Below are 15,642 nucleotides of genomic sequence, written 5' to 3' on the forward strand. Positions count from 1 at the left end.
CAAAAAACCCCCTTATTTTAAACTATAAATCGTCTCTTTTAGAATACTTTATTTAACAGTCAAGAGCAAAAGGTTATTTCGTAAATTCTTGTGTATATTTTCGCTATTTCTTGTTTTTTTAACGATAAACCTCTTTTTTCGCATTATTTGATAATATTTTATTAATTTTACGCTACAATTGAGCAATTTTAAAATTAATTTCTTAAAAAAATTTGTTACCCCCTATTGTTATTCGAGAAAAAATGTTTTATAATACCAGAAAAATTGGTATTGTTTTTTGTAGTTTAGTAGGATGGATGGGTAGGTTAGATTGCAGGACATAGCAGGATGGTAGGAAGGGAGAATAATTTTTTATACTCCCTTAGGGAGTTTTTTTCCTTTTCACCCTTCCTCCCTGCAAAATTTTCCAAGGGAGGTTTTTTATTTATGATTGTGGTTTTTAAAAAATCCGCTACCCGCGAGCAAATTGAGGCCGTTAGAAAGAAACTCTTAGCATCCGGGTTTACCCCCCACCTTTCCGAAGGGGTAGAAAGAACCATTATTGGCATTATCGGCGATAAGAGGAACTTAGCCGATTTAAACCTTGAGTTAATGCCCGGAGTAGATACTTTAGTCCCAATTTTAAAGCCTTATAAACTTGCCAGCAAAGAATTTCGGGAAAAAACGGAAATTAATATTAAGGGGGAAACGATAGGTTCCGGTAATTTTACCATCATCGCGGGTCCCTGTGCTGTAGAGAGTAGAGAAAGTTTAAAAGCAGTAGCTCAATTCTTAAAAGATAAGGGAATTAAGTTTTTACGCGGAGGTACCTTTAAACCCCGAACTTCTCCTTACTCGTTTCAGGGACTGGGTGAGGAAGGCGTAATCATTTTACAGGAAATCGGCCAGGAATACGGTCTCATTACCGTAACGGAAGTGTTAGAAGCCAAAGATGTAGAATTTGTTGCCGAAAGAATCGACATCCTCCAGGTAGGCGCTCGAAACATGCAAAACTTTGCCCTTTTAAAAGAGCTCTCCCAGGTAGAAAATCCCGTAATCTTAAAAAGAGGTTTATCCGCCACTATTGAAGAGTGGCTTTTAGCTGCCGAATACCTCCTGTCCGGCGGAAATCAAAAGGTTATCTTATGCGAACGGGGAATCAGAACTTTCGAAACTGCTACCCGTAACACCCTTGATTTAAGTGCGGTTGCTTTGGTGAAGCAATTATCACACCTCCCGGTAATCGTGGACCCCAGCCACGCCACGGGCAAAAGGGAATTAATTTTACCCTTATCCCGGGCCGCTTTAGCCCTTGGCGCCGATGGCCTGATGATTGAAGTTCATCCAGAACCGGAAAAAGCTTTATCGGATGGCCCTCAGTCTCTTAATTTTTCCGAGTTTTCCACGCTTTATGCCGAGTTAAATACTTTACAACAGGTTCTGGAGGGGTTTAAATGAGGGAAATGAAAATCGGTATCGTAGGGCTTGGCCTAATAGGCGGCAGTCTTGCTCGGGCTTTTAGCTACCTCGGTTACCAGGTTTACGGTATCGATACAAATTCGCAGTATGTTGAACTTGCTTACAGGGAAAAAGTAATTGTTAATAACCATTCCGATTTAAATCTCCTGACTTCCTGCGATGTCGTTTTTTTGGCAACTCCGCCTGAAACAACATTGCAGCTCATACCGGCTTTAAATTTTTTAAAGCCCGAGACCATAATTACCGATACCGTTAGCATTAAAGGAGAAATTATGCAAACTGCCCGGGAAAAATTAAATAATGCTAAAAATTTTATCGGCGGTCATCCTTTAACGGGAATGGAAAGAGGAGGTTATCAGGCCGGTCACCGTTTCCTTTTTGAAAACAGCTACTATTTTTTAATTCCCGGTCCGGACGCGCCCGAGGATACGGTCACCAAGCTCAAAGGGCTTTTGGAGAAAATAGGAGCTCTGGTAATTGTCAGCGATGTTACAACCCACGACCGGATAACCGCCCAATTAAGCCATTTGCCTCATGCCATTGCTTATTCGTTATGCCGGATGTGCCAAAAGGAAGAAGACAACGAATTGTTAATGAAACTTGCTGCCGGAGGCTTTCGGGACCTCACGCGCATCGCGGCCTCAAGCCCCGAACTATGGAGCGAAATCTTATTATACAACCGTGAAGAAGTGGCCAAAAGTATCGATTTATTTATTGGGGAGCTTCTTACTCTTAAAAATTTACTTATGGCGGGAAATAAAAACGAGATCAGCGCTTTTTTAAAAGAAGGCCAGGAATTCCGGACAAATTTAAACCAAAATGGCAAGGGCTATCTTTTACCCCTTTATGACCTTACCGCCAATATTCCCGATCGCCCTGGAATGCTCGCTAAAGTAACCGGGCTATTAGCCCGCTTTAACATAAACATTAAAGATATAGAAATATTAAAAGCCCGGGAGGGCGACGGAGGAGTCTTAAAGCTTTCCTTTGCTACCTTTGAAGAACGGCAAAAAGCTTTTTCCCTTTTAGAAAAAGAAGGGTATAGGCCGGTTTTACGTTAAGGAGGTGGAAACCTTGGAAGTAGTAAAAGGCATTCGCGGGGCAATAACCGTTCCGGAAAATTCGCCAGAGGCTATTGAACGCCAAACAAAAAAATTGTTGGCCGAAATAATGTCGAAAAATAGTCTTCAAAAGGAAAAAATTATCTCCATTTTTTTTACTGCCACTCCCGATTTAAACGCCCAATTTCCAGCTACTGCGGCACGCAAAGCCGGTCTTACAGAGATACCCCTGCTTTGTGCTCAGGAAATGGACGTACCGGGAAGCTTAGAGAAAGTAATCCGTGTTCTCATCCTTACTTATCTACCCGAAAACCAGAAGGTTCAGCACCTTTACCTTGAAGGAGCGAAAGTTTTACGCCCGGACTGGTAAGCTAAAAAATAATTGCTCCCTGTAACTCCTCTACCCGGTCATAAAATTGTTCATAGGAGACTTCCACATCCTTTAAGCCAAAAAAGGAAGCAAATTTTTCCATAGTTTTTTTACTTAATTTATTTTTCCCTTGTAAAAACTCCAAAAAATCTGCAAAAGTACTGTGAGGGGTAAGAATAGCTTCATAAATTTCCTTTAACTGTTCCCGGTCGTAATCTTCCGGCTCAAAACCGGCAATCGGATCGTTGTAATATTCATCCACCACTTTGCCGTCAGAATACAGAATAAAGCTCCAGCTTTTATCACCATCCGATTCAAGAAAAAACGCTTTCGTTTGCAGTTCATTAGTTAACTCCATTATTATTTTTTCCCCTATTGCTGAATCTTCAAATAAAATTGTTATCCATTCTCCCCTTTGCGGTAACATAATAACCTGACTATCTTTTTTCCTCGCTTCAATAAACTCTTTCACAAAGTTATAATCATAACTTCTAAGCTGAAAATTTTCAAAATACATTTGTTTATCACCCTTTATTCTTCTGATTTTTCTTTTTGCATAACCTTTTTTAACTTTATTTTAACTTTTACCACAGAGTATTATTAACATTTTCAGTGTACATTATTAAAGAGATGCCATAACCTACCCCATTAAATACCCCTGTAAAGGGGTACTTTATTTTTATTCTCCCAGTAAAATCTCTAATATTTCAAGGTTTGCCCTTTCGTTTTGCGATGTAGCCCACCTCTCCCCTATCCGCTGAATTTTAAGAAGTTCGCTCCCGTATTCTCCACAAATGTCAATGCCCCAAATTTTATATTTTTCTTTCAACATCGCTAACGCAGAAAGTAATTGGTTTAATCTTAATTCTCCCTGCTCCCAGGTGGTAACCGCATCAAGAGGGTGAAGGACATCTTTGTCTATACTTATATAAATATCCTTAACTTTTAAGCTTTTATGGATTTCCGTCCAGAGATTGTTTTCATCGTAGTATCTTACCGGAATTGTCGCTTTTTTAATTTTCTTCTTCTGAGTTTGGGGAAGAAAAAGGATAATTTTTTCTCTAACCGAGGTAGGCGGAGCGCTTTTTAAACCCGAAATTTCTGTAACTCCTACTACTATTATTTGCACAACCTTTTTTAACTCAGCAACATTTAAAAGCCAGGAACCGCAAGAAATATATCCGGGAAAAGTAGGGAGTAAATCTGGATGGTTGTCAAAAACCACTACCGCTACTTCCTGAATCGGAACTCTTTTAATTAAGTAATAGGCAAGGTGGTGAAATTCCCCCAGGCCGCAAAAATTCACGCCATAAACGGTATTGCTAAGTTTTTGACAGACCGCCTGGTAATTTTCGAGACTTGTCACAATTTTTAAGTTACTTTCCGGGGGTAAACTGATAATTTTGGGTTTGAATTTTAGTAAAAGGTTTTCCTGGAGCGTAACGCTTCCGTCCAGGTCAATAACCCCTACATCTTTAAAAATCAAACCCATTACCATCCCTCTTTTAATTTAAGGCTCGTAAAAACAATTCGGCACTGCTCCAGTTGGTGGCAATTGGCACATTATGAACGTCACATACCCGTAAAAGAGCTGTTATATCCGGCTCATGAGGTTGAGCCGTTAAGGGATCGCGAAAGAAAATTACCAGTTTAATCTCTCCCGCCGCTACCATAGCTCCAATTTGTTGATCTCCCCCAAGGGGCCCGGACAAAAAACGGTGGACCGTCAGCCCCGTATTTTCCGAAATAATTTTCCCTGTTGTTCCGGTGGCAAAAAGTTCATGGCGGGCAAAAAACTCCCGGTGGGTTTTTACAAAAGCAAGAAGATCATCTTTTTTATCGTCGTGGGCTATTAAAGCAACTTTCATCAAAATCCTCCTTTAACTTCTGGTAATTTTATAAATGGCAAACAAAATTAAAACAGCACCAAGGGTGGAAAGTGGCGTTAACTTTTCCCCTAAAACAAGATAAGCCACTATTACCGCTACCACCGGTTCAACCAGACTTACCACACTCATGGTAGTGGAGTTTAAATACTTCAGGCTTTCAAAATACAATAAAAAGGGAATAACGGTTGCAAAAATAATTACATACGATATTCCAAAAACATCTCTCAAGGTAAAAACCTGGTGCATTAAAGCTTTGTTTGGGGGAATTAAAAGCCACCAAAAAACTGCTCCAAAAAGCCAGCCGTATGCCAATACCGTTATAGGACTAAAGCGGTTTAAAACTTTTTTACCGTAAATAATATAAAAGCTTTGGGATAAAGCCGATAGCAAACCCGAAAGTAAACCCATAAAAGGTAGTCTTATCTCACCATTCTGGGTTACTATCAGAAAACTTCCTAAGAGCGACATACCAATAGCGGTAAGTTTGCTTCCGGTAATTTCTTCTGCTTTAAAAAAGATACCGTAAAGGGCTACAAATACCGGTGACAGATACTGTAAAAAGACCGCTGTTGCTACATTAGTCAAGCTTATGGTATAAAAATACGTCATTTGCACCAGCGATAAGCCAAAAATTCCTAAGATAAGTAAGGAGACTATATCATCTCTACTAATTTTCACATTGATTTTTAAAATAAAAAGCAAAATAAACAGCAAAAGAGCGCTTACGGTAAGTCTTATCTGTACCAAAACCACCGGATCTAAATTGTTAATCAATAAGTAGCGGGTAACGGTACCGTTTATACCCCACAAAGAAGTAGCCAAAATCGCCAAAACCAATCCCTTTATTCGTTCGTTATCCCCCACTCCCAAAACCTCCGTTTTTAGAATTAATTATACCATTTCTTTATTTAAAAAAAATAATAAAAAAAGGTGGCTTTTCGGCCACCGGTGGAGGGATTTAAAGAACAGCCCCGCTTTTTGCTTGTCTTTTTTCTCCACAAGCTCTTATTTGTTTTTTAAAAACTTTTAAAACCCTTTCTTTAGATTTCCGACATACCCTGCTTGTTTGCTGCCCTTTTTCTGCCAGCATCAAAAGCTCAATATTTGCTTCCATATATGCCTTAACCGCTACCCATCGTTATCTTAAATTAGAGCTTCCTGTTCTTTTAAAACCTTAGCTTATACCGCCTAAGTTCCCTTGCAAGAACTAAAGCGGGAGCTGTTTTTTAAATTCAGGGACATTTATCGGGAGGAGGGGATTGGGAGTGGGGAGGGGGGGACCTCTTTTTGTCCTCCCGACTTGTCCTTTCGTTTTCATAATAATTGATAATTGTTACTGATATATTAAGACAATGTTAAGAAATGGTTACAAATAATGAGTTTTTTCGACATTACTCGACACACTAATAAGGTAACTTATTTTCCCTATTATTACAGCATAATTTTTGTTAAAATAAAAAAAAATACCCGGGAGGTGTCCTTTAATGCTTTTAGCTACAAGCGGAAGATTGGATGGTTTTAAAGTTACAAAATATCTGGGTATTGTAACCGGAGAAGCAATCATGGGAACAAACTTTATCCGGGATTTACTTGCATCCATTAGCGATATTATTGGCGGTCGGTCGGGGGCTTATGAGCAACAGCTGGAAGAAGCAAGAAATATAGTTTTAAATGAGATGAGTGAGAGAGCCAAACGACTTGGAGCAAACGCCGTTATTGGAATAAGCTTAGACTATGAAAGTGTTGGGCAGTCAATGCTCATGGTAGTTGCAACGGGAACTGCCGTTTATATCGAACCCGAAATTTAAGATACCATTATTTGTTGCTTGCAGAGGTAACAGGAGAAAATTATAATTATTTAATGACAAAACTGAATAAAAGCGAGTAAGCCGGATGACCGCGGGGAGAAATCCCTGAGGAAAGTCCGAGCTCCATAGGGCAGGATGCCGGGTAACGCCCGGTGGAGGCGACTCCAAGGAAAGTGCCACAGAAACAAACCGCCGGCGCTACGCGCCGGTAAGGGTGGAAAGGTGAGGTAAGAGCTCACCAGCGGGCAGGTAACTGTCCGGCTAGGCAAACCCCATCCGGAGCAAGACCAAATAGGGGGACGATAGAGTGGCCCGCTCTGTCCCCGGGTTGGTCGCTTAAGGCCTCTGGTGACAGAGGTCTCAGATAGATGGTCATCCTCGACAGAACTCGGCTTACAGGCTTACTCGCTTGAAAAAAAGGCTATAAGCCCTATTCAAAAGGGCTTATAGCCTTAAAATTTGAAGGATAAATAGAGAGGAAGTTACCTTCATTATAAAGTAATATCTCCGTAAATTGCAATAATAATAAAAAATTTTTATGACCTCAAATCCATAAAAACCCTGATATTTCTTAATTTTTTCGTCGTTTTTTGTTTTATTTATCTGTTAGTTTTCATTATTCGGGATAATATAACAAACGTTTACAATTTGGGCAAATACTTCCTTCTCCCTGCCCGAGCTTTAATTTTTTGGTGAGTTCAAAGGGTAAACTCATAAAACACCCATAACACGTTTCTTTCTCTACCACCGCTACCGGATTTAAATACTTCTCTTTTAACTCCTTATATTTTGCATAATAGGGATTTTCTTTAAGTTTTTCTTGCTCCCGCGCTAACTTTTGCCGAAGAGCCTCTAAATTCCTTTGATATTCTTCTTCTGCAAACTTTATCTCTTCTTGCCATTTCAAAAGCCGTTCTTTACCCCTGGTGAGTTTATCTTTAAGTTTTTTCAATTCTTCTTTTAATTCTTCTTCCCGGTCAATAATTTCCAGTAACCGCTCTTCTTTATCGGATTTCTCGTTTTTTAATAATTCAAGCTTAAACTGATACTGTTCAATTTGCTTTAAATTTGTACCTTCCCGGTAAAGCTTTTGCTCAAACTCATTTATTTTGTCAGTCAATTCCAGTAATTCCTCTTCTAATTTCTTGATTTCTTCTTCCGTTTTTGCTAACTCGTCTTTAATTTCATAAAATATTTTTCGGGTGCTTTCCCAGGTTTTCCGGGCCATATTAAAACTTTCCCGATTAACCAATATCCGCTCATCATTTGCTAATTTCCGCTCTTCTTCTTCTAAAAGCATAAACTTATATAATTCGCTAATATACTGCAAAATATTACCCCCTGCTGCTTTTAAAAAATTTAAATACCGGCTCCCCCATCTCCACAACAATACTTAAGCCTTCAATTTTTCTTAAAAGGGGAAGCAAAAGTTCAGTAAATATTCTTTCCGTTTCCCAGTGCCCGGCATCGATAAAATTTAAACCGGCTTCTATCATTGAAACCGCTTCGTGGTATTTTATATCCCCGCTTAGAAAAATATCCGCCCCCGCAAACTTAGCTTTTGGCCAATAACTACCGCCGGCTCCCGTTACCACCGCCACTTTTTTCGGAACCGAATTTAAATCACCCCCGTATCTTAAATTTTCTATCCCTAATTTCTCCGCCACTAAAGCTAAAAAATCTTTAAAGCTTTTTTTACCGGTTAACCCGATTCTTCCCATTCCTCCCAGATAATTTTTGTTCTCCAAAGGATAGATATCGTACGCCACCTCTTCATAGGGATGGACTTTTAACATAGCCTTTACCACTTTTGCTAAAAGTCTTTCCGGAACAATTGTTTCGATCTTAACTTCTTCTACCCTTTCCAGCTTTCCCACCGCACCGATATACGGATTTGTACCTTCAAGGGGTAAAAAAGTCCCAATACCCCGGGTGTTAAAAGTACAGTGAGAATAATTGCCGATAAAACCCGCTCCTGCAGCTCCCATCGCTTCTCTAACCGTCTCCCAGTGGGATTCCGGAACAAAAACGGAAAGTTTATAAAGTTTCTCAAAAATTTCCTCCCCCAGGGGCTTAACTTCCTGAAGTTCTAAAAGCTCTGCTAAATAATCGTTTATTCCCCCGAAAGCCACATCTAAATTGGTGTGAATGGCATACACCGAAATTTGCTTTTCCAGAAGTTTTAACAGGGGCAGAGCTTCCTTTCGCTCAAAAGTCAGGGACTTAAGCGGTTTAAGAAAGAGGGGATGGTGGGTAATTATTAAATCAACCTTTTCGTTTAAAGCAAAATCAACGGTAGCTGCGGTGATATCCAAAGCCAGTAAGACCTTATGTACTTCCTTTTCAAAATAAATCTGCCAGCCGGGATTATCCCACTCCATTGCCAATTTCCGTGGAAATTTTTCTTCAATAACCGCCGCTATTTCCTGCGGATGGGCCAACTTTTTAACACCTCCTCAAGATAATTTAAAATCTCACTAATTTCCCTAACCTTTTCTAAATCTTTCACTTGCGCCTTTTGTAAATTAATCAGGATTTTCCGGTATTTTTCTTTTTGCCCTGCTAAATATTTTTTCGTAAGTTCATCCCTACTCTTAAGCAAGACCGGTCCTAAGCCAATTTCAACGTTATCTAAATTCTCCATTTTACCGGCCTCAGCAACAATAACTTCGTAAAGTCTGCTTTTTTCTTCCACCAGTTCCTCGGCAATAATTCGGTAACCTCTTGACACCAGTTTTAAGCGTAAAGCATAACTATCCGTCATCGGTTGCAGGATAAGGCGAACTTCCCGGGCAATTTCCGGTCGACCTTCGATAATCCGCGCAATAGTATTCCCACCCATACCCGCAATTACCACACTTTTAACTTCCCCCGGTTTTAAAGGAGATAACCCGTCTCCCTGTCTTAACTCAATTTTTTCCAAAAGCCCGTATTCTTTAACTTCGCTCTGAGCGTGATTCAGGGGCATTTCATTTAAATCGGTAGCAATTACTTTTGGACAGATATTGTGGATTACTAAATAAATTGGTAGTTTTGCATGGTCCGTACCAATATCCGCTGCAGGTTCACCGGTAATTACGTGTTTTGCTAACGCTTTTAATCTTTCCGTTAACTCCATTTTTCCTCCTGAGTAACTTTTTAAATATGTTTAATTATATTTTCAATAATTATACAGCATCTTCCTCAAAAAAGGTAGTAAAAACAAAAAACCCCAAACCTTACAGGTTTGAGGTTTATATTCCATGGTGGGCGGTGACAGGATCGAACTGCCGACCCCCTGCTTGTAAGGCAGGTGCTCTCCCAGCTGAGCTAACCGCCCCTGGTGACCCCACCGGGATTCGAACCCGGGTTACCGCCTTGAAAGGGCGGTGTCTTAGGCCTCTTGACCATGGGGCCACATACTCTTAACTTCGAGCCTTCCGGCCTTAACATGGTGGGCCCACCAGGATTTGAACCTGGGACCTACCGGTTATGAGCCGGCAGCTCTACCGCTGAGCTATGGGCCCGAATTTCATTTGTTACCGCGACATGATTTATTATATGAGATATTTTTAATTTGGTCAAGAAGTTTTTTAAAAGATTTTTGTGGTATTTTTTACTTCTATTCCAGAAAATCTTTCAGCTTTTTACTCCGGCTTGGATGGCGAAGTTTTCGTAAAGCCTTGGCTTCAATTTGGCGAATCCGCTCCCGGGTAACACCAAAGATCTGCCCGACCTCTTCTAAGGTCCGGGCACGACCGTCATCCAGGCCAAAGCGAAGTCTTAGGACCTTTTGCTCCCTTTCGGTTAAAGTTTTTAAAACCTCATCTAACTGTTCCCGCAGTAAAGTGTAAGAAGCTTCTTCTACGGGAGCTTTGGCATCGGGATCTTCGACAAAATCTCCGAGGTGAGAATCTTCTTCCTCTCCAATCGGTGTTTCCAAAGACACCGGTTCCTGGGCAATTTTCATAATCTCCCTTACTTTATCCTCAGAAATACCCATTTCCTTGGCTATTTCTTCCGGGGTAGGTTCCCGCCCAAGTTCCTGGAGAAGATTTCTCGAAACGCGAATTAATTTGTTTATCGTTTCCACCATGTGTACCGGAATTCTAATGGTCCGGGCCTGGTCAGCTATAGCCCGGGTTATGGCCTGTCTTATCCACCAGGTAGCATACGTGGAAAACTTGTAACCTTTACGATAATCAAACTTTTCCACCGCTTTTAATAAACCAAGATTGCCTTCCTGAATTAAATCCAAAAACAACATGCCCCTGCCCACATACCGTTTGGCAATGCTTACCACAAGGCGCAAGTTGGCTTCGGCAAGTTTCCTTTTAGCTTCTTCATCGCCTTCTTCCTTCCTTTTGGCAAGCTCTATTTCTTCTTCCGGCGTTAGCAAGGGAACGCGGCCGATTTCTTTTAAATACATCCGGACCGGATCATCGATAGCAATCCCTTCCGGAATGGTTAAATCTAAATCGACCTCGTCAATGTCGGAAGGCTTAAAATCAACGTCGTCATCTAAGCTATTAATAGAATCAAGCTCCAACTCCGGTATTTCCGGTACCACTTCTATTCCCTGGTTGGCCAAGTATTCGTACAGTTCATCGATTTGTTCCGAATTTATATCGACGTTTTGTAAGCTGTCAAGTAAATCATTATAGGTTAAAACGCCGCGCTTTTTACCTTTTTCAACAATTTCCATAAGCTTTTCATTTTGCATTATTTCCTTCATGCCGCATTCCCCCCTTTCTTCGTTAGTTTTTTTGGGTAAGTTCCTGCAGTTTGTTTAATAATAACTGGAGTTTTTCCCAGTTTCCTTCTTTTTCCGCTAAAGATATTTCCAATGTTAACCTTTGAACTTGCTGCTTTTTATAATGTTCTTCAAGATAGCGAACATACCCTTCATAAAGGGTCTTCGGATCCCCTTCCGGGCAGTTAATCCTTAAATAGGTCATGTAACTATATAATGGATCTTCCCGGTCAGGGAACTTATTTTCCTTTAGGTAATTAAAGACTTCCTGGTTTTTTCCCTGAAACTCATAGAAAAAAAAGTCATTTAAAAATTCTTTTTGATACTCAGGATATTCTAATAACAAACCCAATAACTCACTTTCAACTTTTAAAAGGCCATAATTTTTGTGTTCATTAGTTATATTTTCTCCAAAACTTGAATTATTTAAAGATTTTTCTTCATTTTTATAAATCTCTCGGCGAATTTCGTCCACTAATGCCCCTTCGCTCATTTTAAGCTTGCTGGCAATGCCGCCTATTCTTTCGGCAAACAAAGCCGGAGTTTTTTCGTACTCTAAAACCAGATAAGGGATAAGCTTTTTTAACAGCGCCCTTTGTTCGTTAAGATTTAAAGCGCTCTTTTCTTTAAGCTCTAATTCTAATAAAAATTCCGCAGGAGTTTTGGCTTTTTCTATTTCTTCTAAAAAAGCAGTTGCACCCCGATTTTTAATAAGCTCATCGGGATCTTTAAATTCTCCAAGACGAATGATTTTAATGCTTAAATCAGCCCTGGCCCGAACCAGCATTTCCAGTGCTCTATAGGCTGCTTTTTCTCCCGCCTGGTCGCTATCGTAAGCTAAGATTATTTCCTCAATATAACCGTAGTTTTTTAAAAAATTTAAATGTTCTTCGGTAAATGCCGTACCCAAACACGCAATAGCATTTTTAACTCCTGCCTGATGTAAAGAAATCACGTCAAAATATCCTTCAACTAAAATGGCCTGTCTTTTTTCCCTGATTGTGGTTCGGGCTTGTTTAAAACCGTAAAAAAGCTTACCCTTGTCAAAAATCACCGATTGGGGTGAATTAAAATACTTGGGCTTTTCCTCGCCCAGGGCTCTTCCCCCAAAACCTACCACCCGGCCCTCCCGGTCGAATATGGGAAAGATAAGCCTTCCAGCAAAACGGTCGGAAAAAGTCCCGCTATAACTTTTTGTCACAATTCCTATTTTAACCAGTTCCCCCGGATTATAACCTTTACTGCTTAAAAAAGCCGGCAAAGCTTTGGCGGATGGAGCAAAGCCTAACATAAAATCTTTAACCGTTTCCTCGGTAATACCCCTGCTTTGCAGGTAATCCCGGGCTTTCCCGGCAGCTTCGGTTTTTAAAATTTCATGGTAAAATTTTGCCGCTAAAAGTAACATTCGGTACAGATGTTCGTTTTTATTATACGCTTTTCCCGTTTCCGGAAGTTCAATGTTATATTTTTTCGCCAAATAAAAGACGGCTTCTTTAAAATTCAACCTTTCTTTTTCCATGATAAAACTAAAAATATCGCCGCCTTTTTGGCAACCAAAGCAGTAATACAGGTTTTTTTCCGGTGAAACCGAAAAGGAAGGGGTTTTTTCATTATGAAAGGGACATAATCCTACATAGTTCCTTCCCGACTTTTTCAGCCTGGTATATTCGCTTACTAAATCAACTAAATCGACCCGGTTCCTAATTTTTTCTACAACCTCTTGAAAGGACACGGTTTTCACCGCTCTCTTAATAATAGTTATTCTCTTTTTTTTCGCTTTTTCCTGCTGCTTCGACAAATAAGTTTTTAGGTTAAAGGATGAGGTATAAACAATTCTTTATATACTTTTAAGGCAAAACGGTCGGTCATCCCGGCAATATAGTCCGCTACAGCCCTTTCGGGTCCTTCGTTTTTAACGATATTTTGAAATTCCTCGGGTAATTGATATACATTTTCTAAATAATGTTCATAAAGCATTTTTATAAGAAATTTGGCTTTTTTCTCTTCTTTTTTCGGTTCGCTTCCAATATAAACCGTTCTAAACAAAAAATTTCTAAGTTCTAACATCGCCCATTCCACATCTTGACTCATCGTAATTTGCGGCTTATCCAAGCTATTTTTAATTACGTCAGTTACCATGGTGTTAATCCGGTCCCGGTGGCGAAAGCCAAGAATTTTTAAGCAGTCCCGTGGCAGTTCTTCTTCCCTTAAAACCCCCGCCCGGATGGCGTCATCAATATCGTGATTGATATAAGCAATCCGGTCGGCAAGCCGTACGATTTGTCCTTCCAGGGTTTCCGGCGGCTCCTCACTCCAGGTGTGCTTTAAGATCCCTTCCCGAACTTCCCAGGTTAAATTAAGTCCTTCTCCCTTTTCCAAAACATCCACTACCCGTAAGCTCTGGGCATTATGTTTGAAACCTCCGGGTAACAAACTGTTCAGCTGGTCTTCCCCGGCATGGCCAAAAGGAGTATGACCCAGGTCATGGCCAAAAGCTATAGCTTCCGTTAAATCCTCGTTTAAAAACAAAGCCCGGGCAATGGTCCTGGCTATCTGGGCCACCTCCAAAGTATGGGTAAGGCGAGTCCGGTAGTGGTCCCCTTCCGGGGCAATAAACACCTGGGTTTTATGTTTTAACCGCCGAAAGGCCTTGGAATGGACAATCCGGTCCCGGTCCCGCTGATAGGCGGTACGGATCGGACATTCCTCTTCGGGTTTAAGTCTACCCCTGGTAAAACGGCTCTTGGCCGCATAGGGAGATAATTCTCTAAGCTCCCGCTCCTCAATGGTCTCCCGGATTAACATAAATTATCGCTCCGTTAAAATAAAGTAACCTCCCGCTTTTCCCTTAAACTTTCGGTAGCCTTAGCTACCTCCAACACCCTTTTTACTAATATCTCAAGCCTTTTAACACCGTTTTGCTCCTCTTCGGCCGGACGGGTAAAGCACGCCCCCTGGTGTCCGGCATCGGCGGTAAACAAACCATCGCCTACAACGGTCATACCTTGAACCAGCATCATGTCGTGAAGGGTAGATATAGTGGTCTCCTGGCCTCCGAAGCGCGAACCACCAACGGTGGCCGCCGCTCCCACTACATTAACAAGAAGTTTTCTGTCCCTAAGTCTTCGGGTTTTATCCCAAAAAGCTTTTAATTGCGCCGATACAGTGCCGAAGTAAACCGGTGAGAGCATGATTATCGCATCGGCGGAACCAAGCTGAAGATAGGCAGCTTCTAATTCCGTTCCCTTGTAGCAAACCCCCGAACAAGGTGCCGAGCAATGGATGCAGTAAGGGATTTTTTGCCGGCGCATAATTTCATCAACATTGATAATTACAGTTTCTGCATTATACTCACTGGCAAGATTTTTTATTACCCCGGCAAGATAAGTACAGTTGCCATTTTTATTAGGACTTCCATTTAAAACCACAACTTTCATTCCGACTCCTCCTTTATACCTTCCTATAAATACGATTTCTAACGCTCTTTTTCCTTCATAAAATTTAATTTTAACAAATTCTTAAGCATTTTGTAATATTTCGTAGCTTTTTATTTTTTCGTAAATCGGACCTTCAGGGGTTAAAACGCTTTTTATTAAGTAAAAATTTTTAAAAGAAAATTCTTTCGGGTTAAACTCTGGTAAAGCTAAATCTTTTATTTCCCCTTTTACCCTGCCTATGGTTAAATGGGGCACAAACGGCTTTTCGTCAAAAGAAATATTATTTTCTTTTAAATTTTGACGTAAATTCTCGGCTATAGTTAAAAGCCCGGGACTTTCGATTTTTAAAAATAAAACTTTAGGCTTTTTTAAATTGGGAAAAGCCCCAAAATCTAATACTTTGATTAGTGATTCTTTGACTTGAGGTACGCTCTTTGCCGCCCGGTCAATTTGCAAAAGCTCCTTTTCCTCTTTTTCCCCCAAAAAAGCTAAAGTTAAGTGGTAGTTCTCTTTTGCTACCCACTTAACCCCGTTGTATTTAAATAAAGGTGTAATATCCTGATAAATTTCTTCTTTTAATTCCTCGGGAAAATCCACTGCAAAAAATAAACGCATCTTTATCCCCCACAAATATTAAAAATTAGGTATATTTAATATTAGCTAAAAAAGAAAAAAATCCTTTTTTCTCCTTAAGAAAAGAAAAATCCTGCCAATGCAGGAAAAATTAATTCTCAAAAATGCTTTGGCGTTTTTAGTAAAACCTATTTAGCTTAATTTTCTTTTCACCAGTTTGATAATTGCAAACACAAACGTTTAATAATATAAAGTACTTCTTTTTTAATGGGATTCCAGCAACTCACCTTTTTCAATGCTTGTTTTAGCTTGAA

Annotated in this window: 17 protein-coding genes, 3 tRNA genes and 1 other RNA gene; 5 read left to right on the forward strand and 16 right to left on the reverse strand. The window is 40.2% G+C overall.

Going from position 1 to position 15,642, the window contains the following annotated elements; genetic code table 11:
* Positions 1–426: 426 nt before the first annotated feature.
* From CARFE_RS0101435 to aroH, 3 genes are read left to right on the forward strand one after another with little or no spacing between them, the layout of a single operon-like run.
* The gene (locus CARFE_RS0101435) at positions 427–1,437 is read left to right on the forward strand and encodes a bifunctional 3-deoxy-7-phosphoheptulonate synthase/chorismate mutase (protein ID WP_011343409.1); all 1,011 of its coding nucleotides are present in this window, start codon (positions 427–429) and stop codon (positions 1,435–1,437) included.
* Entirely contained in the window at positions 1,434–2,519 is a 1,086-nt protein-coding gene (locus CARFE_RS13860) for a prephenate dehydrogenase (protein ID WP_051250101.1), read from the forward strand. Before CARFE_RS0101435 ends, CARFE_RS13860 begins: the two co-directional genes overlap by 4 nt.
* 4 nt (positions 2,520–2,523) lie before the next feature.
* Positions 2,524–2,889, forward strand: a complete 366-nt coding sequence (aroH, locus tag CARFE_RS0101445) for a chorismate mutase (protein WP_011343407.1) — start codon at positions 2,524–2,526, stop codon at positions 2,887–2,889.
* A 1-nt stretch (position 2,890) separates the two neighbouring features.
* Here the strand turns inward: aroH and CARFE_RS0101450 are convergent, their stop codons facing one another.
* The 5 genes from CARFE_RS0101450 to CARFE_RS16115 all read right to left on the reverse strand — a co-directional run bounded on the left by CARFE_RS0101450 (position 2,891) and on the right by CARFE_RS16115 (position 5,892).
* Positions 2,891–3,406 (reverse strand): hypothetical protein, encoded by a 516-nt coding sequence (locus tag CARFE_RS0101450; RefSeq protein ID WP_028051480.1) that lies wholly within the window; start codon positions 3,404–3,406, stop codon positions 2,891–2,893.
* A 162-nt stretch (positions 3,407–3,568) separates the two neighbouring features.
* Positions 3,569–4,381, reverse strand: a complete 813-nt coding sequence (locus CARFE_RS15415; protein WP_028051481.1) for an arginase family protein — start codon at positions 4,379–4,381, stop codon at positions 3,569–3,571.
* 13 nt (positions 4,382–4,394) lie between these two features.
* On the reverse strand, positions 4,395–4,757 hold the full coding sequence (gene mgsA, locus CARFE_RS0101460; RefSeq protein ID WP_028051482.1) for a methylglyoxal synthase: 363 nt from the start codon (positions 4,755–4,757) through the stop codon (positions 4,395–4,397).
* A 12-nt stretch (positions 4,758–4,769) separates the two neighbouring features.
* Positions 4,770–5,642 (reverse strand): DMT family transporter, encoded by an 873-nt coding sequence (locus tag CARFE_RS13870; protein ID WP_034541418.1) that lies wholly within the window; start codon positions 5,640–5,642, stop codon positions 4,770–4,772.
* 94 nt (positions 5,643–5,736) lie between these two features.
* A complete protein-coding gene (locus CARFE_RS16115; protein ID WP_154652701.1) occupies positions 5,737–5,892 on the reverse strand; it encodes a hypothetical protein in 156 nt (51 codons plus the stop codon).
* A 370-nt stretch (positions 5,893–6,262) separates the two neighbouring features.
* Here CARFE_RS16115 and CARFE_RS0101475 point away from each other — a divergent pair, with 370 nt between their 5' ends.
* Positions 6,263–6,586: a YbjQ family protein gene (locus CARFE_RS0101475; RefSeq protein WP_028051483.1), complete on the forward strand. Its 324-nt coding sequence runs from the start codon at positions 6,263–6,265 to the stop codon at positions 6,584–6,586.
* 73 nt (positions 6,587–6,659) lie between these two features.
* An RNA gene (gene rnpB, locus CARFE_RS15435) (RNase P RNA component class A) lies at positions 6,660–6,998 on the forward strand.
* Positions 6,999–7,202: 204 nt separating this feature from the next.
* Here rnpB and CARFE_RS0101480 read toward each other — a convergent pair.
* From CARFE_RS0101480 to thpR, 11 genes are all read right to left on the reverse strand, one after another.
* Positions 7,203–7,916, reverse strand: a complete 714-nt coding sequence (locus tag CARFE_RS0101480) for a C4-type zinc ribbon domain-containing protein (protein ID WP_028051484.1) — start codon at positions 7,914–7,916, stop codon at positions 7,203–7,205.
* Between the two features lie 4 nt (positions 7,917–7,920).
* Positions 7,921–9,027: a Nif3-like dinuclear metal center hexameric protein gene (locus tag CARFE_RS0101485; protein ID WP_028051485.1), complete on the reverse strand. Its 1,107-nt coding sequence runs from the start codon at positions 9,025–9,027 to the stop codon at positions 7,921–7,923.
* Positions 9,006–9,704, reverse strand: a complete 699-nt coding sequence (locus CARFE_RS0101490) for a tRNA (adenine(22)-N(1))-methyltransferase (RefSeq protein WP_028051486.1) — start codon at positions 9,702–9,704, stop codon at positions 9,006–9,008. The genes CARFE_RS0101485 and CARFE_RS0101490 overlap by 22 nt, the downstream gene beginning before the upstream one ends.
* Positions 9,705–9,829: 125 nt before the next feature.
* Positions 9,830–9,905, reverse strand: a tRNA-Val gene (locus tag CARFE_RS0101495).
* A gap of 1 nt (position 9,906) precedes the next feature.
* Positions 9,907–9,982: transfer RNA gene (locus CARFE_RS0101500), tRNA-Glu, on the reverse strand.
* Between the two features lie 35 nt (positions 9,983–10,017).
* Positions 10,018–10,092 (reverse strand) — tRNA-Ile (locus CARFE_RS0101505).
* A gap of 95 nt (positions 10,093–10,187) precedes the next feature.
* Positions 10,188–11,300: an RNA polymerase sigma factor RpoD gene (gene rpoD / locus CARFE_RS0101510; protein WP_011343392.1), complete on the reverse strand. Its 1,113-nt coding sequence runs from the start codon at positions 11,298–11,300 to the stop codon at positions 10,188–10,190.
* Positions 11,301–11,322: 22 nt separating this feature from the next.
* A complete protein-coding gene (dnaG, locus tag CARFE_RS13875) occupies positions 11,323–13,050 on the reverse strand; it encodes a DNA primase (RefSeq protein WP_051250102.1) in 1,728 nt (575 codons plus the stop codon).
* Positions 13,051–13,124: 74 nt separating this feature from the next.
* Positions 13,125–14,123: a deoxyguanosinetriphosphate triphosphohydrolase gene (locus CARFE_RS0101520; RefSeq protein ID WP_028051487.1), complete on the reverse strand. Its 999-nt coding sequence runs from the start codon at positions 14,121–14,123 to the stop codon at positions 13,125–13,127.
* 14 nt (positions 14,124–14,137) lie between these two features.
* Positions 14,138–14,755, reverse strand: a complete 618-nt coding sequence (locus tag CARFE_RS0101525; protein ID WP_028051488.1) for a flavodoxin family protein — start codon at positions 14,753–14,755, stop codon at positions 14,138–14,140.
* 81 nt (positions 14,756–14,836) lie between these two features.
* Positions 14,837–15,370, reverse strand: a complete 534-nt coding sequence (gene thpR, locus CARFE_RS0101530; RefSeq protein ID WP_028051489.1) for an RNA 2',3'-cyclic phosphodiesterase — start codon at positions 15,368–15,370, stop codon at positions 14,837–14,839.
* Positions 15,371–15,642 lie beyond the last annotated feature (272 nt).

The organism is Carboxydothermus ferrireducens DSM 11255, assembly GCF_000427565.1.
Classification (GTDB): domain Bacteria; phylum Bacillota; class Z-2901; order Carboxydothermales; family Carboxydothermaceae; genus Carboxydothermus; species Carboxydothermus hydrogenoformans.

What these genes read in the sequence shown, in the direction of transcription:
- CARFE_RS0101435 (WP_011343409.1), top strand. Translation starts at nt 427, where the DNA reads ATGATTGTGGTTTTTAAAAAATCCGCTACCCGCGAGCAAATTGAGGCC.
- CARFE_RS13860 (WP_051250101.1), top strand. Translation starts at nt 1,434, where the DNA reads ATGAGGGAAATGAAAATCGGTATCGTAGGGCTTGGCCTAATAGGCGGC.
- CARFE_RS0101450 (WP_028051480.1), bottom strand. Translation starts at nt 3,406, where the DNA reads ATGTATTTTGAAAATTTTCAGCTTAGAAGTTATGATTATAACTTTGTG.
- CARFE_RS15415 (WP_028051481.1), bottom strand. Translation starts at nt 4,381, where the DNA reads ATGGGTTTGATTTTTAAAGATGTAGGGGTTATTGACCTGGACGGAAGC.
- mgsA (WP_028051482.1), bottom strand. Translation starts at nt 4,757, where the DNA reads ATGAAAGTTGCTTTAATAGCCCACGACGATAAAAAAGATGATCTTCTT.
- CARFE_RS16115 (WP_154652701.1), bottom strand. Translation starts at nt 5,892, where the DNA reads ATGGAAGCAAATATTGAGCTTTTGATGCTGGCAGAAAAAGGGCAGCAA.
- CARFE_RS0101475 (WP_028051483.1), top strand. Translation starts at nt 6,263, where the DNA reads ATGCTTTTAGCTACAAGCGGAAGATTGGATGGTTTTAAAGTTACAAAA.
- CARFE_RS0101490 (WP_028051486.1), bottom strand. Translation starts at nt 9,704, where the DNA reads ATGGAGTTAACGGAAAGATTAAAAGCGTTAGCAAAACACGTAATTACC.
- rpoD (WP_011343392.1), bottom strand. Translation starts at nt 11,300, where the DNA reads ATGAAGGAAATAATGCAAAATGAAAAGCTTATGGAAATTGTTGAAAAA.
- CARFE_RS0101520 (WP_028051487.1), bottom strand. Translation starts at nt 14,123, where the DNA reads ATGTTAATCCGGGAGACCATTGAGGAGCGGGAGCTTAGAGAATTATCT.
- CARFE_RS0101525 (WP_028051488.1), bottom strand. Translation starts at nt 14,755, where the DNA reads ATGAAAGTTGTGGTTTTAAATGGAAGTCCTAATAAAAATGGCAACTGT.
- thpR (WP_028051489.1), bottom strand. Translation starts at nt 15,370, where the DNA reads ATGCGTTTATTTTTTGCAGTGGATTTTCCCGAGGAATTAAAAGAAGAA.